This window comes from Marinobacter sp. VGCF2001 (assembly GCF_049943275.1).
Lineage (GTDB): Bacteria > Pseudomonadota > Gammaproteobacteria > Pseudomonadales > Oleiphilaceae > Marinobacter.
Map to the genome: position 1 here is coordinate 105,151 of NZ_JBNFVX010000005.1, position 17,984 is coordinate 123,134.

The window sequence follows — 17,984 nt, forward strand, 5'->3', positions numbered from 1 at the left end:
CAGAGAACGTTATGCAAACGGCCAATCTGTTACCTTTGGTTCTGGTGATCGCGCTGGTTGCCTATGCCCTGGCCTATATGAGGTCGCGTTCGGTGGCTGAGCCACTTGGCGGCATTCGCAATCTGAAATCCCTACCCTTTTACTACGCGGCGCGGGCGGCACTGTGGTGCGCCATTCCTGCGCTGGTCATTCTGGGCGCCTGGGCCGGCTTTGAAGGCCGGGTTATCCAGAATCTGGTGGTATCTTCCCTGCCGGCTGGGTTGGCGCCTCAGTCTGCCGGAGAGGCCAGTCTGGTGTTGTCCCAGATCAGTAACGTGGCTGCCGGCAAGCTGGACCCGGATTTTGTGCCTGCCGAGGTGGTCGGCGCCGCAGATCTGCTGGAGCAGCTGCGCGCCCAGAGCCGTAATTTCCAGACCCTGCTGGTGGTGTTGATTGCGCTGTTGGGAGCTGCCTTTGCCTGGACCCGTGTTCAGCCACACATCAATGCCCGCGAAAACGTCGAGCGCACCCTGCGCTGGATTTTTTTCACCTGCGCCGCGGTCGCCATTCTGACGACTGTCGGAATCGTGTTTTCGGTGATCTTCGAAACCGTGCGCTTCTTTGGCAAGGTGCCGATCACCGAATTCCTGTTCGGAAGCTCATGGAGCCCACAGACCGCGCTTCGGGCCGACCAGATAGGGGCCGATGGCGCTTTCGGTATGATCCCCCTGTTTACCGGCACCCTGCTGATTTCTGCCATTGCTCTGCTGGTGTCGGTGCCGGTGGGGCTGTTGTCGGCGGTGTACCTGTCTGAATACGCCACCAAACCGATGCGCTCGGTGCTCAAACCCATGCTGGAAATGCTGGCAGGCGTACCTACCGTGGTTTACGGTTTCTTCGCGGCCCTGACGGTAGCGCCGTTTATCCGGGACCTGGCCGAAGCCATCGGCCTGGAAGCCTCTTCCCAGAGTGCTCTGGCGGCGGGCCTGGTGATGGGCGTGATGATTATTCCGTTTGTCTCGTCGCTGTCGGACGACGTCATTAATGCGGTACCCCAGACCCTGCGTGACGGTTCGCTGGCACTGGGCGCAACCCAGTCGGAAACCATGAAGAACGTCATTTTCCCCGCCGCCCTGCCCGGTATCATGGGCGGGATTCTGCTGGCCGCATCCCGGGCCATCGGGGAGACCATGATTGTGGTGATGGCGGCGGGCCTGGCTGCGAACCTGACCGCGAATCCGCTGGATTCGGTGACCACCGTGACGGTTCAGATTGTGACTCTGCTCACTGGCGACCAGGAGTTTGACAGCGCCAAGACGCTCGCCGCGTTTGCTCTGGGCATGATGCTCTTCATGGTCACGCTGATGCTCAACGTGATTGCCCTGAAGATTGTTCGCAAGTATAGGGAACAGTATGACTGATCAACGTTCGCAGGCGGAGATTGTCCGCCAGTCCCTGAAAAAGCGGTATCGCAAGGAGAGGCGCTTCCGCTTCTACGGTATGGCCGCCATCGCCATTGCCCTGATGTCCCTGGTGATTCTGTTTACCGATATTATCGGCAAGGGCTACACCGGCTTCATCAAGACCACCATAACCCTGGAGGTGCCGCTGGACGGTGAGTTGATGTACCTGGATGATCCCACCGACAAGGACCAGGTCTCGATGGCGGATTTTCAGGCCCCGGTGCTGGCGGCGCTCAAGCGTCATATTCCGGAAGCCACCGAGCGCAAGGATGTGCGTGAACTGAGCCGGCTGGTAGGCAGTTACGCCAGCAATCAGGTGCGGGATCTGCTGACTCGCAATCCGGACCTGCTGGGCACCACCCAGGTCATGGAATTTCTGGTGCACGATACGGTCTCGGTGTACGTCAAACACGCGGATAATCCGGCCTACAGCATTCGGTTGACGGAGCAGCAGCAGCGGTGGGTGGACAAGCTGGTTCGTGAGGGCATGATTGATACCGCGTTCAACGATGTGTTCTTCAGCCGGGGCGATTCCCGGGAGCCCTCCAATGCCGGCATTCTGGGCGCCATTGTCGGATCCTTGCTGACTATGGCTGTGACCCTGGTGATTGCGTTTCCGGTGGGTGTCGCGGCGGCAATTTACCTGGAGGAATTTGCGCCGCAGAACCGGTTCACGGACTTTATCGAAGTCAATATCAACAATCTGGCTGCGGTGCCATCGATCATCTTTGGCTTGTTGGGTCTGTCGGTGTTTATCGGGCTGTTCGGGATGCCCCGGTCGGTGCCGGTGGTCGGGGGCCTGGTGCTTTCGCTGATGACGTTGCCGACCATCATTATTTCCAGCCGGGCCGCCATCAAGAGTGTGCCGCCCTCCATCCGCGAAGCAGCCGAAGGTATTGGCGCCTCGAAAATGCAGGTGGTCATGCACCACGTGGTACCGCTGGCCATGCCGGGCATGATGACCGGTTCCATTATCGGTATGGCCCAGGCACTGGGTGAAACCGCGCCGCTGCTGTTAATCGGTATGGTGGCCTTTATTGTGGAAGTGCCGGACGGATTCTTCAGTTCCGCGACGGTACTTCCGGTCCAGATCTATCTCTGGGCCAGCAGTGCCGAGCAGGGCTTCGTTGAGTTGGCTTCTGCCGGAATCATGATCCTGCTGGCCTTCATGATTACCATGAATGCATTGGCCATCTGGCTTCGCAAGCGCCTTGAGCGCCGGTGGTGAGGAGACAGCATTATGAATACCCTGAATACAACTGTGAGTAATGAGGCTGATATGTCTGAAGAAAAACGCGTTGCAGCTCCGGACGATCGGCCATCCGAAACCGTCATCGAAGAAGGCTGCACAGTGGGTTCGCCGTTTGCAACGGACCCCAAGTTCAAGTTGCGCGATGTCGAGGTGTTTTACGGTGAGACCCGGGCCATCAAGAACATCAGTCTGGACATTGCCCGCAATGAAGTCATCGCCTTTATCGGGCCCTCCGGGTGCGGTAAGTCAACGTTCCTTCGTTGCCTGAATCGCATGAACGACAGCATCGACATCTGTCGGGTCAAGGGTTCTCTGCAACTGGACGACCAGGATATCTATGACCCCAAGCGCGATGTGGTGGAGCTTCGGGCCCGCGTTGGCATGGTGTTCCAGAAGCCCAATCCGTTCCCGAAATCCATTTACGATAATGTGGCTTATGGCCCCCGCATTCATGGCCTGGCCAACCGAAAGTCCGATCTGGACGACATCGTGGAGAACAGTCTGCGCAAGGCGGGGCTCTGGAACGAGGTGAAAGACCGCCTGGATGCCACCGCCACCGGTATGTCCGGCGGCCAGCAGCAACGCTTGTGTATTGCCCGTGCGATTGCTGTAAGCCCGGAAGTGGTGTTGATGGATGAACCCTGCTCGGCACTGGACCCGATCGCTACTGCCAAGGTTGAAGAGTTGATTGCCGAGCTTTCCGAGAGCTACACCATCGTGATTGTGACCCACTCCATGCAGCAGGCTGCCCGTGTGTCCCACCGTACTGCCTATTTTCATCTGGGCCATCTGGTGGAAGTCAACGAGACAGACAAAGTATTCACTTCTCCGGAACATGAGCTGACGGAGTCATACATTACCGGCCGTTTCGGCTGATCAGTGTTCGGGGATAACGGAGACAGACGCTATGGCGAATAAAAAGGACGATGTGTACGGAGATCATATCTCCGCCCGGTTCAATGATGAACTGATGGACCTGAAAACCCAGTTCCTGGAAATGGGTGGGCTGGTTGAATCCCAGGTCGGGCGCGCGATTGAAGCACTGGTAGAGGGGGATAGCCACCTGGCCGAGGAAGTACGGGCCAACGACAAGAAAGTCGATCGCATGGAAGTGGACCTGGACGAAGAAGCGACCCTGATTATTGCCCGTCGCCAGCCCACCGCCCGGGACCTGCGCCTGGTGATTTCGGTGATCAAGATGGTGGCGGATCTGGAACGGGTAGGCGACGAGGCCAAGAAAATCGCCAAAATGGCCATCAAGCTGGTAGAAGAAGGCCAGGCGCCCCGAGGTTACGTGGAGATTCGTCACATCGGCACACACGTGCTGGCCATGCTGCACGACGCGCTCGATGCCTTTGCCCGGCTGGATTCCGAGCAGGCCCTGCGCATTATGAAGGAAGACAAGCGGGTGGATGAGGAATATCAGGCCGCCGCCCGTACCTTGCTGACCTTCATGATGGAAGATACCCGCAACATTTCCCGGTGTATGTCGGTGATGTGGGTACTCAGGGCGTTGGAGCGGGTCGGCGACCATGCCTGCAACATTGCCGAAAACGTGATCTTCATGGTCAAGGGCGAAGACGTTCGCCACACGCCCATGGAAGAGGCCGAGCGGGTGGTCGGCCGCTGACGTCCGGCGAGCGGAACTGCCGCACCTTGTGGCAGATTCCGGTGTTGTCCCGGCCGGGAGTTACGCTATCATGGCCGGGACTGATTCACTCCTGAGGCGTTATGATTCTCCTTGTCGCATTCGCGATTCTTTCCATTGGCTTCTCGTTTCTCTGCTCTATTCTCGAAGCAGCTTTGCTGTCTATTACGCCGAGTTACATCGCGTCGTTAAAGAATGATCAGCCTCAGCTGTTTGTTCGCCTGCGCAAGCTCAAGGACGAGATAGATGATCCGCTTTCGGCCATTCTCACGCTCAATACCATCGCCCATACGGCCGGTGCCACCGGCGTGGGTGCCCAGGTGGCGGTGGTGTTCGGTGAGGTCTGGCTGGGAGCCGCCTCGGCGGTGATGACCCTGGCGATTCTGATTTTTTCCGAGATTATCCCGAAAACCATCGGTGCCAAATACTGGCGGGGCATTGCCCCCTCCCTGCCGGCTGTTCTGGGCTTTCTGATGAAACTGCTGCTGCCGTTTGTCTGGTTGTCCAAACAGGTAACCCGCCGCATTGCCCAGGGCGAGGGGGATACCGACATCCGGGCAGAAATCAGTGCCCTGGCCGAAATTGGCCGGGATCAACAGGCTCTGGACGAAGAAGAGCGGCGGATGATTCAAAATGTGCTCCGGTTTCATGAGATCAAAGTCAGTGCGATCATGACGCCGCGTACAGTGTGCAAGTTCATCAGTCCCGAGACCACGGTACCGGAATTCCGGGACAAGGTGATGAAGTCGCCGTTTTCACGGTATCCGGTGATTGATGAAGAGGGCGAAGCCCTTGGCTACGTGCACCGTTCTGACCTGATCAGCATGGCCGACCACGAGGACCTGCAAAGCCAGCTGCGCCAGATCAAGCGGGTTAAGGCCAATACCAATATCGAGTTTCTGTTCTCAGAGATGCTGAGGGAGCGCCAGCATATTGCGGTGGTCTACGACGAGCTGGGTACCTGGCTGGGCGTGGTCACTCTGGAAGATATTCTGGAAACCTTGTTGGGTACCGAAATCATGGACGAGACAGACAACGTCTCGAACCTGCGCCGGTATGCCAAACAGCGATGGAGCCGCCGGCTGAAGCGGGCCGCACAGTAAGGCAGCCGGAGGCTGCCTCCTGATTTGCCGCGAGGCCTCAGGCCTGTTTCATTTTCTCGGTGTACGGGGGCCAGCCCAGCGGTTTCCCGGCCAGCAGGTGCAGGTGAATGTGGAATACGGTCTGCCCGGAATTTTCGCCACAGTTCATCACCACCCGGTAGCCATCGTCGGCAAAGCCCATATCTTTGGCCAGCTTGGCCGCTACCCAGTACAAATGGCCCACCAACTCCCGGTCGTCTTCGCCGATATCATTAATGGTGGCAATGGCTTTTTTCGGGATAATCAGCAAATGCACCGGGGCCTGGGGATTGATGTCCTTGAAGGCCAGGCTGATGTCGTCTTCATAGACAATATCGGCGGGAATGTCCCGGTTGATGATTTTGGTAAAAATCGTTTCAGACATAACGGGTCCTTGTGTCGAGTGAATGCGCGTAGGCCACTATAGGCCACCCAGACCGGGCAGGCGATTCACAATGTGTTGGAGAGGAGCAGGCAGCTGGTCATCCAGGCCCATGGCATAGCGGGCCACCCGGTTGCGGGCGAAAGGCAGTGCCCGTGCCGCGCCCAGGCCCAGGTTGCGGGCCAGGTGCACCGGCGGAATGGCATTGCTGAACAGATGGTAGAACAGGTCCATGGTCAGCATCATGCGCCGGTTCGCAGGTTTTCGTTGGTGTTGATAGCGTTGCAGCGAGCGCTCCCCCGCCAGCTCTTCGCCGTTGCGCCGGGCTTCCTTCAGTATACTCTGCAGACACTGGGCATCCTGGAACCCCAGGTTTACTCCCTGGCCGGCAAGCGGGTTGATGGTGTGGGCGGCGTCGCCCACCAGAACGACCCGATTCTGATAATACTGTTTGGCGTGCTGGCGGGCGATGGGGAAGCTGGCGCGTGCGTCGATGTGGGTCAGTTCGGGCAACCGCTCGGGGAAGTGTCGCTGGATCTCGGCCATCAGCTGTGGTTCGCTCATGGCCTTGAGGCTGGCCAGGCGGGCCGGATGGTCGTACCACACCAGCGAGCCCCAGCTCTCGCCGGGGTATTGATCACCGGCACTGTGGAGGGGCAGAAAAGCCCTTGGCCCGCTGGGATAGAAACCCTGCCAGGTAATGTCCTCCACGCTGCCGCGATAACGCACCGAAATCACCATGGCCTGCTGCTCGTACTGATCCCGGGTGACACCGATACCGGCCAACGCCCGAACCCTCGACAGAGCGCCATCGGCACCGACTACCAGCTGGCCGCTCAGCCGGCTGCCGTCGCTCAGAACGACCGTAGCCGAATCGTCTTCCTGTACCAGATCCTGCACGCTATGCCCGGTGATCAGGGTAACGTGAGGTTCGGTTTCGGCGCTTTGCCAGAGCGCCAGCTGGGTAATGCTGTTTTCAACGATATGCCCCAGATGCGGTGCACCCAGCGTAGCTGCATCAAACTCCACTTCGGTCAGTGCTTGCGGAAGCAGCCGCCCGAACGGGCTGGGGGTTTCATCCCAGACGGCCAGACGACGGTAGGGCGTCATCCGCATAGCCTGCATCCGGGGCCAGGCGCCAAGGCTGGCAAGATAGCGTTCACTGCCGGCGCTCAGGGCAGATACCCGGATGTCGGGGCGAGTGTCTGCCTGGTAGGGCGTGGGCGAGGCCTGGTCGATCAGGGCAACCCGGATGCCGTTCTGGCCCAGCCCGGTGGCGAGTGCGGCGCCGACCATGCCGGCGCCTACGATGATGGTGTCAAAGGTTTGTGTCATATCCGGTTCCTGTGTGCTGGCAACAGTTTACGCGATGCCGTGTTGCAGACAAGCGACCGGGGTCAATCCCTGACGGATCAGTAGCCGGCCATTGCGGCCGCTGCGGTGTCTTCGCGACTGCTGGCACGCCGGGGAGTGCGCACCAGCCAGGCCGGCTTGCGGGCGCCGGGCCGGGTAAACCCCTGGTTGATGACCATGGGCTGCACCAGGTTCAGGAAATCCCGGGTTTTCATGTGAATGGATTCGGTGTGGCTGCCGGCGGAAAACGCCAGTTCGGGTTGCCCGGTCAGGACTTCGGCGCAGTACACGCTCATGCCGAAAAGGTTGCCGAACGGGGGCATGGCGCCCACTTCGCAATCCGGGAAACGGTCCTGGAAAGCCTGTTCGTCCGCGAGATCGACAAAGTCGGTATCCAGTATTTTGCCCAGTCGGTCCCAGCGAATGCGCCAGGTGGCGGGCATGACCAGCATGGCCATTTTGCCATCGAGTTCCAGAATCACGGTTTTGACCACCCGGTCACCGGCGATTTTGACGTGATGCGCCAGTTCCTGGGCGGTAAAGGCTGGGGGATGGGAGAGGCACATGTATTCCACACCTGCCTCATCGAGAAACGTTTTCAGCTGCTTTGCCGGCATATTCACAACCTCCTGACAGCATCGACAGTGTTGTGGAGCCAACCGCCTTCCCGGGCCGGGCCCCGATGGCCGGCGGGTTTTACCCCGCCTTGCCGTCAGCTTAGACCAGGATACGCACTTTGCGAGCCACCGGATGTTTCACTCTGTGAACCGGTTCCGCTCAGTCCGCCTTGTACATATGCACATCCCGCTGCGGGAAGGGAATGGAAATACCTTCGGCATCGAAGGCTTTCTTCACTCGCTCTTGCATATCCCAGTAGAAGGGCCACAAGTCTGCGCCATGGGTCCAGGCGCGCACGGTCAGGTCAACGGAACTGTCGCCCAGGCCGCCCACCACAATCAGGGGCTCCGGGTCTTTCAAGGCACGCTCGTCTTCCTCAATCAGGCGCTTGCAAATGGCTTTGGCTTTGTCGATGTCGTCGCCGTAGCCGATGCCGAAGGCCATGTCGCAGCGGCGGGTTTCATAGGCGCTGAGATTGGTCAGGCTGGCGTTGGACAGCTGGCCGTTGGGAATAACGACGCGGCGATTATCGAAGGTGTCGACAATGGTGTAGAGAATCGAGATTTCCCGCACCGAGCCGAGAAAGCCCTGAGCATCTATGACATCACCGACTTTGAACGGTTTGAAAATCAGGATCAGAACCCCGCCGGCAAAATTGGCCAGGCTGCCTTGCAGCGCCAAACCCACCGCCAGACCGGCGGCACCGATGATGGCGACGAACGAGGTGGTGGCAATGCCGACCATGGAGGCCACGGAAATCAGCAGCAGGATTTTCAGAACGGCGCTGATCAGGCCGCACAGGAAACTGTTCAGTGTCGGATCTTTTTTGCCCAGGCGACTATCGAGGACACGAACAAAACGGTTGATCAGCCAGAGGCCGATGACCAGGGTAATAATCGCCAGCAAGACTTTGGGAGCGTAAGCCATAACCAGTGAAACAGCCTGGTCGGCCCATTCGGAGGCGCGTCCGTTAGCACCGAATAAATCTTCCATAGTGAAAAAGCTCCTTTCTCGTTCGTTTTTATGAGTGAAATCGATTCAGGTTTTATTTTATATAGCAGACAAAGCCATGGTCGGCACTGCCTGTTTGTGTCGTGACTACGTATCGGAATGGCTGCCGGCCCAGGTTCTGAGCGTGTCGGGATTGCCCCGAACCAGGATTTCCCCCTGTTTTCGGGTTAACTGGTAGTCGTACATCGGGTCGTAATAATCGGTCAGCAACGACTCGATCCAGCTGTGGTGGCCCTCAAGGTTGCCGTTCGCTTCCTGCTGATCCAGTGCTTGCAGCATGAGGTGCCGGAGCTTCTGGTAGCGATCGCCCCCCAGGCGTTTGCGAATCCGCTCGAGAGCGCTCAGCAGGTAGTCCCGGAAATTCAGCCAGCCGGCTTCCTCGCCGTCCCGTTGACAGTAACTGGCTATCATGTCTTCGACGTAGTCGGCGCGGATAATGCGGATGCGTTCCGGCATGGGCTGTTCGAGAATGAGCAGCGGTGCCTGCGCCATCCTTGCGCGCAGGCTTTCCGGCAGGGCACAGCGGCCCACCAGACGGCTTTCGTCTTCAAGGTAAACGGGTCCTCCCACCTGATGCCGGGCCTTGAGCATGGCAACGGCCAACCGGTTTTCGAAGTCAATCTGGGAGGGTTGCGGCGTGACCTGGCGACCGAAACTGGAGCCCCGGTGATTGGCCAGACCTTCGAGATCGACCGGATTGGGGAGATCCATTAAAACCCGGGTTTTGCCGGTACCGGTGCGGCCGCTGAGGATTCGGAACTGGCCGGATTCGATCTGGGCCTCCAGGCTGTCGATCAGGAACCGGCGCAGGGCTTTGTAGCCGCCTTTGACCAGCGGGTAATCGATGCCGGATTCCTTGATCCACTGCTGGGTCAGCCGCGAGCGCAGGCCGCCCCTGAAACAGAACAGATAGCCGTTCGGATGGTTTGCGGCAAAGCGCTTCCAGGCTTCGATCCGTTCGGCTTTGATGTCGCCGCAGACCAGTTGATGCCCCAGCTTGATGGCTTCGTCCTGGCCCTTCTCTTTGTAGCAGATGCCCACCTGGTGCCGTTCCTCATCGTTCATGAGCGGCGCATTCTCTGCCGTTGGAAAGCTGCCTTTGGCGAACTCCACCGGAGCCCGAACGTCCATCAGCGGAACGTCGCTCAGGAACAGATTGAGGTAGTCGTCGGTATCGGGTCTGCTGGCCATATCAACGGGTCGCTGTTGCTCAGGATGAGGCGGCAGTATACCGAACCGGCGATACCCCGACATCCCGGACAAGGGTACAATCCGGCTCTTTCGGTGCTGGCGAAGGAAAAATTATGTGTCCGGACAGGCTTAACCGGCATTTACAGAAAACCCTCAGTCGTGGCCGGGTGGCGGTGTCGGCGCCCGCAGGCTGCCCGGAGATTCGGCTTTATCTGTTTGACCCCGGCGTGCTGGAGGGGCCTCTGAGCCATGAAGAGGCCCAGGCGGTGGTGGCCGAACCGGCCTATTGGTCGTTCTGTTGGGCAAGCGGACAGGTGCTGGCCCGGTGGATTTTGCAGCATCCGGAGCAGGTGGCAGGAAAGACGGTTCTGGATTTCGGGGCGGGTTCCGGTGTTGTCGCCGTCGCATCGGCATTGGCCGGTGCCGCACGATCCATTGCCTGCGATATCGATCCCGGGGCACTGGCCGCGGTGAGTGCCAATGCCCGGCTGAACGGTGTCGAGGTCGAGTTGTGTGATGACTGGGACAAGCGGCCCGGGGGCGTAGACCTGATAACCGCTGCCGATGTTCTCTACGACCCCGACAACCGGCCGTTACTGCGCGCCTTCGAGCGAGCGGCGCCGGCGGTACTGCTGGCCGATTCGCGGGTAAAGCATCTGGGGCATCCCGGGTATGTGCGGAAGGCAGTTATTGAAGCCCGAACCTGGCCGGACCTGAACGAGTTTGAGGAGTTCAATCAGGTGAGGATTTATCTGGCGGGGGATCATTAACCGGCTCGCCAAAAAAATAAAGGGTAGCCCACAGGCTACCCTCTAACAGGTACCGAACCGCCGTCCCGGGCAGTTCAGGGTCGGAACAGGTTGGCGCCTCCGTGCGCGGTGGGCAACTGCCGTGTTGCCAGTCCTTATGCCGTTCCCTGGTGCCGGCATCCTAGCCGGCAATCCGATTCGTTATCCCTCAAGCGGTGCTTCCTTGAGTCCTTGCTTCTCCCCGCGATCCTTGCCGGGGTGCATCCCGTGCGTCGTCCTTTTCCCTGTCATCCTTGACGTTGAATATAGTACCAATGCTGCGCGTGGCCTGAGTGTGATCTGTGCACGGTAGGTGTGTTTCCGGGCCCGGGAAAAATAAAAATATAACTATAAATCAATAATTTGGTTATTATTTTGAAGCGTGAAGCATGGAGAGCGTACGAAGCCTGCTGACGGGTTCCTACATATTTGTAGGAAATGTCTCACACAATATCAGGCGGTTTTCGCAAATCCGCTTCCCGAGCCAGGCGCAGTCCCGGCCAGGGCAGCAGGCCAAGTCCGATGCCGATGGCATCGGCGCCAAGGTCCGCGAGGGAAAACTCCCGATAGGGCAGGTTGGCTTGAACCAGTTCGAGCATCAGACCAAACCCGAGCAGCGCCGGGACGAACCACAGTGGCGACAGTCGCGGCCAGGCCAGGCGGCAGACCAGGGTAAGCTCGAGGAATGCAATCAGATGGTTGATTTTGTCATTGGCCGACGCCGGTATCGGGTAACTGTTGCTGGTAAAAGCGAGGTACAAGATGGCCACGACGGAGACTGCCAGCATTGTCTGCCAGAGTCTTTGCATGGTCAGTAGCCTGGTGATCATCGACCGGATTCGGGACATGGTGATATCCGAAACTCCTCGCGGGCTGTGGGAATGGTTCCGACATGATATGCTTTGCGCCCCGTTATTGTCATGGCAGCGGAGGATCACCAGGAATGCTCAAGGGTAACTTTTTTCGTGGACTGGGCTATCTGGGGGAAGGCTTCGGGCTGATTCGCCAGCCGGGCCTCAGATTGTTTGTTGTCATCCCTCTGATTATCAACATCCTGCTCTTTGGGCTGTTGTTCTATTTTCTGGCCGAACTGTTCACCGCCATGATCGCCGCGGCCATGGCCTTCCTGCCGGACTGGGCGTGGCTGCAGGCCCTCGACTGGTTGTTCTGGTTGCTTTACGGCGTGGTTATTCTGCTGATGCTGGCCTACGGGTTTGTGATTGTGGCAAACCTGATCGGGTCTCCCTTCTACGGGTATCTGTCTGAGCTCACGGAAAAGCAGCTGACCGGCCAGGAGGTTTCTACCGACGACAGCTGGTCGGCCATCATCAAGGATATTCCCCGGGCGCTCTGGCGCGAGCTTCAGAAGATTGCCTATTACCTGCCAAGGGCGCTGGGCCTGTTTATTATTGGCCTTATTCCGGTGGTCAACCTGGTGGCCGCCGTGCTCTGGTTCCTGTTCAACAGCTGGATGATGGCGCTTCAATACGTGGATTATCCGGCCGATAATCACAAGGTGAGCTTCCCTGCACTGCGTAAACTGCTGGCAGACACCCGCCTGTCTGCACTGGGCTTCGGTTTGCCGGTGGCCCTGGCAGCGATGGTGCCGGTACTGAATCTCTTTGTAGTGCCGGCGGCGGTGTGCGGCGCGACCGCCTATTGGGTTCGGGAAAACGATTCAAACACTCAGTAAACAAGCTCTGGAGGCTTCTTGGAAACATCGGAATTTGTCATCGGCCAACGTTGGGTCAGCCACAGCGATACCGCCCTGGGGTTGGGAATCGTAACGGATATTTCGGGCCGTAGGGTGACCCTGGGGTTTCCGGCTGCCGATGAGGAGCGCACTTACGCTATCGATAACGCGCCTTTATCCCGGATTGTTTACCAGCTGGGCGAAGAAATTGAGACCTTTGACGGTGAGCGATACACCGTGCGTGCGGTGGAAGACCTTGAAGGTGTTCTGGTGTACCACGCCGATGACGGTGACAATATTCAGCCGATCTCGGAAGTGAAACTGGCCGGTTCGGTAAACTTTTCCGCCCCGCATCAACGCCTGTTTGCCGGGCAGTTTGATCGCAATGGCGCTTTCCGCCTTCGCGTGGCCACCCTGAACCATATGGATCGCCTGCGCGCCTCTCCGGCCCAGGGGCTGATCGGTGCCCGTACCCAGCATCTCAAGCATCAGTTGTACATCGCCCACGAAGTTGCACGCCGACACGCGCCAAGAGTCTTGCTGGCGGATGAAGTGGGGTTGGGCAAGACCATTGAGGCCGGGCTCATCCTGCATTATCAGTTGCAGACCGGGCGGGCCCGGCGCGCGCTGATCGTGGTGCCGGATTCGCTTATCCATCAATGGCTGGTGGAAATGCTGAGGCGTTTCAACCTGCGTTTTTCCATCGTCGATCAGTCCCGTTACGACGATCTCAAAAACGAGGAAGACGATGTCGATGCACTGGTTAACCATATCTTCGGCGATGACGATGCGGTGAATCCGTTCGAGGCAGACCAGTTGGTGCTGTGCAGTCTCGATTTTCTGGTGAGCAGTGAAAAGGCCCGGAACGATGCAATGGCGGCGGGCTGGGATTTGATGGTGGTTGATGAAGCCCACCACCTGGCCTGGTCCCCGGAGCAGGCCAGCCCCGAGTATGAAGTGGTCGAGCAGTTGTCGGGTGCCAGCCAGGGGTTGTTGCTTCTGACCGCAACGCCGGAGCAGATCGGTGTGGCCAGTCATTTTGCCCGCCTGCGTTTGCTGGACCCCGCCCGTTTCCACGATCTGGCGGTCTTTCAGGACGAAGAACAGCATTACGAGGCCATTAATCAGGTGGTCCGGCGCCTGCAACAGGCGCCCGATACGCTCTCCGCGAACGATCGTGACGCACTGGCAGGATGGCTTGGGGACGAGCTGGATGAATTGCTGGCGCCGGACGATGCCGGCCAGGCCGTGATTGATGCGCTACTGGATCGCCACGGCACGGGCCGGGTGCTGTTCAGAAACACCCGGGCAGCCATTCAGGGCTTCCCGGAGCGCCAGCCGCTGCCTGAACCCCTGCCGTGCCCGGATCTGTACGATAACAGCCAGCGTTATGGCACGGTTGGGCTGGCGCCTGAACAAACCGTGGCAGAAGAGGACTGGCTGGCGCAGGATCCCCGTGTGAACTGGCTGGAGAAAAAGCTCGCAAGCCTGCGCCCGGCCAAGGTAGTGGTGATCTGCGCCAGTGCCAGCACTGCCATGGCCCTGGAGCATTACCTGCAATTGCGGGCGGGCATTCGCAGTGCGGCTTTCCACGAGCATCTGAGCCTGATCGAGCGTGACCGGGCCGCGGCCTATTTTGCCGATAGCGAACAGGGGGCCCAGGCGCTGATTTGTTCGGAAATTGGCAGCGAGGGGCGTAATTTCCAGTTTGCCCACCACCTGGTGCTGTTCGATCTGCCCGCGAACCCGGATCTTCTGGAGCAGCGCATTGGCCGGCTGGATCGCATTGGCCAGACCGAGGCGATTCGACTGCATATCCCCTATCTTCAGGGGACCAGCCAGGAAGTCCAGTACCGCTGGTTCCAGGACGGTCTGAATGCGTTTGCTGAAAGTTGTGCGGTCGGCGTGGCGGTACAGGAACACGTCCATAGCCAGTGGCAGCAGGCCCTGGATGGTGACGAAGGTCAGCTGGAACCCCTGTTGGCGGCCAGTGCTGAGGACACCGCCCGGCTGAAAGAAATGCTTCATAACGGTCGGGATGCCCTGATTGAGTTGAACTCCTGCCGGGCAGACGAGGCGGCGGAGCTGATCGAAAAGATTGAGGCGGAGGAAAATGCTGCCGAGGTTCGCGACTACATGGTCCAGGCCTTTGATATTCTGGGCGTTGACCTGGAGGATCACAGCGAACACGCGGATATTCTCAAGCCCGGGGAACAGTTCCGGTCAGGCCTGGTGGCAGAGCTTCCGGAAGACGGCCTGACGGTCACCTGGGATCGCCAGCAGGCACTGCAGCGCGAGGATATGGCGTTTATGAGCTGGGAGCACCCGATGGTGACCGGGGTTATGGACTCGGTAACCAGTTCCGGGCTGGGTAAGGCGGCACTGGCCAACCTGTCGGTCAAAGCGTTGCCACCCGGAACCTTGCTGTTGGAGGCGGTGTTCGCGGTGCATTGTCCGGCGCCGGCCGCTTTGCAGCTGACCCGATACCTGCCAGTGTCTCCTCTGCGCCTGGTGGTGGATGTGAATGGTCGTGACCTGTCCAAGGCGCTTCCTCATGAAAGGCTGAACGAGCTTTGCTCCAATATTCGCCGGCGCACTGCCCAGGCCGTTGTGCCGAAAATCCGGGCCGAGGTGGAAACCATGGTCGATCACGCCGAGACACTGGCTCAGCCGCATCTTTCGCCGTTGCGGGAGCAGGCACTGGCCGGGGTGGACGATAGCTTTACACCCGAGATCCGGCGTCTGGAGGCGCTTCAGAAAGTAAACCCGGCTATCCGTAACGAAGAAATCGATTTCCTGCGCGATCAGTACGCGGCGGCCCGGGGTGCCGTGGAGCGCGCCTCTCTGGCACTCGAGGGTATCCGGGTTATTGTAACTTCGTAAGGCAGGTGCGCCGTTTTTGCGCCCGCGTGAACACGGACTGTGATCTGGCGGGCGGACATCTGTTAGGGTAAGTTAAACGTAACAAACTGTAGTCAAAGGGCTTCGGCGGTGACCAGAGGCTCCAATCCATGGAAGACAGAGAGATCCTGAGATGACTTTGATTCTTTTCCTGCTGGCTCTGGCAGGCTTGCTGTATGTTCTGCGCCGTGAAGCCGGCGCCAAATCCGCTATCGGCGTCATGCTTGTGTTTGGTGTCTTGTCGCTGTTTATGGCGTCGGGCTGGCTGGCATTTGTCCTTCTGGCCGGTGCGGCCGTCACTGCGCTGGCGGGACTCCCGCAGCTGCGACAGAGCTGGCTGACCCCGCGGGTGTTTGCCATGTTCAAGAAAGTGGCGCCGAAGGTGTCCGATACCGAGAAAGTGGCCCTGGAAGCGGGCACCGTGGGATGGGACGGCGAGCTCTTCTCCGGCCGGCCCGACTGGCACAATCTGCTGATCAACCGTCACACTGGCCTGAGCGAAGAAGAGCAGGCGTTTGTGGATAATCAATGCACCCAGGCCATCTCCATGTGCAACGCCTGGGATGTGGCCGTTGAGCGGGCCGACCTGCCGAAGGATTTGTGGGATTTTCTGAAAAAAGAAAAGTTCTTTGGAATGATCATCCCGAAAGAGTACGGTGGCCTGGAGTTCTCCGCCAAGGCGCAGACAGCAGTGCTGCAGAAGTTGGCCGGAAATGAAATGCTGATGGTCACCGTGGGCGTACCTAACTCCCTCGGGCCGGGCGAGTTGCTGGTGAAATACGGCACCGACGAGCAGAAAGACTACTACCTGCCCAGGCTGGCGGATGGCCGCGAAGTGCCCTGTTTCGGCCTGACCGGTCCGCGCGCCGGGTCCGATGCAACCTCGCTGCCAGACACCGGTGTTGTCTGCAAGCAGGAAGTAGACGGCAAAGAAGTAGTGGGTATCCGCCTGAATTTCGAGAAACGCTGGATTACTCTGGCCCCGGTGGCGACCGTGGTAGGCCTGGCCTTCCGTATGTTTGACCCGGATGGCCTGCTGGGCGACACCAAGGATTACGGGATCACCTGTGCCTTGATCCCCCGGGATACCGATGGCATGGAAATCGGCCGCCGGCACTGCCCGATTGGAACACCGTTCATGAACGGCCCCATCAAGGGTAAAGACGTCTTCATTCCGCTGGATTACATCATTGGTGGTCAGGAAATGGCCGGCCAGGGCTGGCGTATGCTGGTGGAATGCCTCTCGGTTGGCCGCTGCATCACCTTGCCGTCCGGCGCAGCGGGCGGCGCGGCCTATGCCGTTGGCACGGCCGGTGGCTTCACGCGTATTCGCCGGCAATTCAATACCCCGGTCGCCGACATGGAGGGTGTCCAGGCACCTCTGGCGCGGATTGCTGCCAAAACTTATATCGCGCAATCGGCGGTGAATCATACGGCCAACATGATTGACCGGGGTGAGAAACCGGCGGTGCCTTCGGCGATTCTCAAATACCACCTGACCGAATTCCAGCGCGATATTCTGACCGACGCGATGGATGTGCACGGCGGCAAAACCGTCACCCTCGGCCCCCGCAACTATCTTGGTATCGGGTTTAGTGGCTCAGCGGTCTCGATTACCGTAGAAGGGGCCAACATCATGACCCGGAGCCTGATGATCTTCGGCCAGGGCGCGATTCGCTGCCATCCCTATGTGCTGAAAGAACTGGCGGCCAAGGATAACGACGACATCAAGGCCTTTGACGAAGCCTTCTTCGGCCATGCCGGCCTGATCTTCGGCAATGCCGCCCGCGCTTTCACCCAGGCTCTGGGGCTTGGCAAGGCAGACGTTCCGTTCGACAGTGCCTCTCGCAAATATGCTCAGGCGCTGGCACGGTTCAGCAGCGCCTTCGGCTTATGCGCCGATGCCGCGATGACCACGCTGGGTGGTGAGCTGAAAATGCGTGAGCTTATCTCGGCCCGTCTGGGGGATATGCTGTCGAACCTCTATCTGGCCTCGATGGTGCTGAAAAACTGGCACGAAACCCAGCCGGCGGAAGGCGAAAAAGAGCTGATGCAGTACAGCATGGCTTACCTTCTGAACCGCACCGAGCAGGCTCTGGACGAATTCCTGCAGAATCTGCCGAATCGTCCGGTGGCTATGGCCCTGCGTGCGATCACGCTGCCATTGGGTTGTCGCTGGGATGCGCCTCATGATGATCTGGCGCGCAAGCTGGCCCGGTCGATCAGCACCGACACGCCCATTCGCCACAAGCTTATGGCGGGGGCCTGGACCACCGATGGCGAAGGTATCGCGGAGAACCCGGTAGCGCGCTATAACGGCCTGTTGAAGGACTATGGCAAGGCCGAGCAACTCTACCGCAAGGTCACCAAAGCCTACGCCAAGGGCGAATTGCCAATGACCGCACTGCATCCGGAAGAGCGCTTCGAGGCGGCTCTGGAAGCGGGAGTGTTCAGCAAGGAAGAGGCAGACTTCATGCGTCAGTATGAAACCGTTGTGCTCGAGATGCTGACGGTGGATGACTTCCCGTTTGACGAGTTTGCCCGCAATCGGGAAACCCTGATCGACCACAATCCGGCCTGAGGC

15 protein-coding genes are annotated in these 17,984 nt (G+C 59.1%); 9 read left to right on the top strand and 6 right to left on the bottom strand.

Annotation, left to right across the window (positions count from 1 at the left end; translation table 11 throughout):
• Positions 1-11: 11 nt before the first annotated feature.
• The 5 genes from pstC to ACP2AU_RS07900 all read left to right on the top strand — a co-directional run bounded on the left by pstC (position 12) and on the right by ACP2AU_RS07900 (position 5,445).
• A complete protein-coding gene (gene pstC / locus ACP2AU_RS07880) occupies positions 12-1,400 on the top strand; it encodes a phosphate ABC transporter permease subunit PstC (protein ID WP_426375564.1) in 1,389 nt (462 codons plus the stop codon).
• Positions 1,393-2,670 (top strand): phosphate ABC transporter permease PstA, encoded by a 1,278-nt coding sequence (gene pstA, locus ACP2AU_RS07885; protein ID WP_426375565.1) that lies wholly within the window; start codon positions 1,393-1,395, stop codon positions 2,668-2,670. Before pstC ends, pstA begins: the two co-directional genes overlap by 8 nt.
• A 12-nt stretch (positions 2,671-2,682) precedes the next feature.
• Complete coding sequence (gene pstB, locus ACP2AU_RS07890) at positions 2,683-3,570, top strand: phosphate ABC transporter ATP-binding protein PstB (protein WP_426375567.1); 888 nt, start codon at positions 2,683-2,685, stop codon at positions 3,568-3,570.
• A gap of 31 nt (positions 3,571-3,601) precedes the next feature.
• Entirely contained in the window at positions 3,602-4,324 is a 723-nt protein-coding gene (phoU, locus tag ACP2AU_RS07895; protein ID WP_426375568.1) for a phosphate signaling complex protein PhoU, read from the top strand.
• A gap of 101 nt (positions 4,325-4,425) precedes the next feature.
• Positions 4,426-5,445, top strand: coding sequence for a CNNM domain-containing protein (locus tag ACP2AU_RS07900; RefSeq protein WP_426375569.1), 1,020 nt, complete (start codon positions 4,426-4,428; stop codon positions 5,443-5,445).
• Between the two features lie 37 nt (positions 5,446-5,482).
• Here the strand turns inward: ACP2AU_RS07900 and ACP2AU_RS07905 are convergent, their stop codons facing one another.
• The 5 genes from ACP2AU_RS07905 to mnmH form a co-directional block, all read right to left on the bottom strand.
• Positions 5,483-5,848 carry a histidine triad nucleotide-binding protein gene (locus ACP2AU_RS07905; RefSeq protein ID WP_426375570.1) on the bottom strand — a complete coding sequence of 122 codons (366 nt, stop codon included), beginning with the start codon at positions 5,846-5,848 and terminating at the stop codon, positions 5,483-5,485.
• Between the two features lie 36 nt (positions 5,849-5,884).
• Positions 5,885-7,180, bottom strand: coding sequence for an FAD-dependent monooxygenase (locus tag ACP2AU_RS07910; RefSeq protein WP_426375571.1), 1,296 nt, complete (start codon positions 7,178-7,180; stop codon positions 5,885-5,887).
• A gap of 77 nt (positions 7,181-7,257) precedes the next feature.
• On the bottom strand, positions 7,258-7,815 hold the full coding sequence (locus ACP2AU_RS07915; RefSeq protein ID WP_426375572.1) for an aminoacyl-tRNA deacylase: 558 nt from the start codon (positions 7,813-7,815) through the stop codon (positions 7,258-7,260).
• 160 nt (positions 7,816-7,975) lie between these two features.
• Positions 7,976-8,809 (bottom strand): mechanosensitive ion channel family protein, encoded by an 834-nt coding sequence (locus ACP2AU_RS07920; protein ID WP_426375573.1) that lies wholly within the window; start codon positions 8,807-8,809, stop codon positions 7,976-7,978.
• A gap of 105 nt (positions 8,810-8,914) precedes the next feature.
• Positions 8,915-10,018: a tRNA 2-selenouridine(34) synthase MnmH gene (mnmH, locus tag ACP2AU_RS07925; protein ID WP_426375574.1), complete on the bottom strand. Its 1,104-nt coding sequence runs from the start codon at positions 10,016-10,018 to the stop codon at positions 8,915-8,917.
• A gap of 113 nt (positions 10,019-10,131) precedes the next feature.
• On the opposite strand from mnmH, the gene ACP2AU_RS07930 reads away from it, so the two are divergent.
• Positions 10,132-10,788 (top strand): class I SAM-dependent methyltransferase, encoded by a 657-nt coding sequence (locus ACP2AU_RS07930; RefSeq protein ID WP_426375575.1) that lies wholly within the window; start codon positions 10,132-10,134, stop codon positions 10,786-10,788.
• Between the two features lie 461 nt (positions 10,789-11,249).
• On the opposite strand, the gene ACP2AU_RS07935 is transcribed toward ACP2AU_RS07930, so the two are convergent.
• Positions 11,250-11,654 carry a VanZ family protein gene (locus tag ACP2AU_RS07935; RefSeq protein WP_426375576.1) on the bottom strand — a complete coding sequence of 135 codons (405 nt, stop codon included), beginning with the start codon at positions 11,652-11,654 and terminating at the stop codon, positions 11,250-11,252.
• 95 nt (positions 11,655-11,749) lie between these two features.
• Here ACP2AU_RS07935 and cysZ point away from each other — a divergent pair, with 95 nt between their 5' ends.
• The 3 genes from cysZ to ACP2AU_RS07950 all read left to right on the top strand — a co-directional run bounded on the left by cysZ (position 11,750) and on the right by ACP2AU_RS07950 (position 17,981).
• Entirely contained in the window at positions 11,750-12,499 is a 750-nt protein-coding gene (gene cysZ, locus ACP2AU_RS07940; RefSeq protein WP_426375577.1) for a sulfate transporter CysZ, read from the top strand.
• A gap of 18 nt (positions 12,500-12,517) precedes the next feature.
• The gene (rapA, locus tag ACP2AU_RS07945; RefSeq protein WP_426375578.1) at positions 12,518-15,382 is read left to right on the top strand and encodes an RNA polymerase-associated protein RapA; all 2,865 of its coding nucleotides are present in this window, start codon (positions 12,518-12,520) and stop codon (positions 15,380-15,382) included.
• 151 nt (positions 15,383-15,533) lie between these two features.
• Positions 15,534-17,981, top strand: a complete 2,448-nt coding sequence (locus tag ACP2AU_RS07950) for an acyl-CoA dehydrogenase (RefSeq protein WP_426375579.1) — start codon at positions 15,534-15,536, stop codon at positions 17,979-17,981.
• The last annotated feature ends 3 nt before the right edge of the window (positions 17,982-17,984 follow it).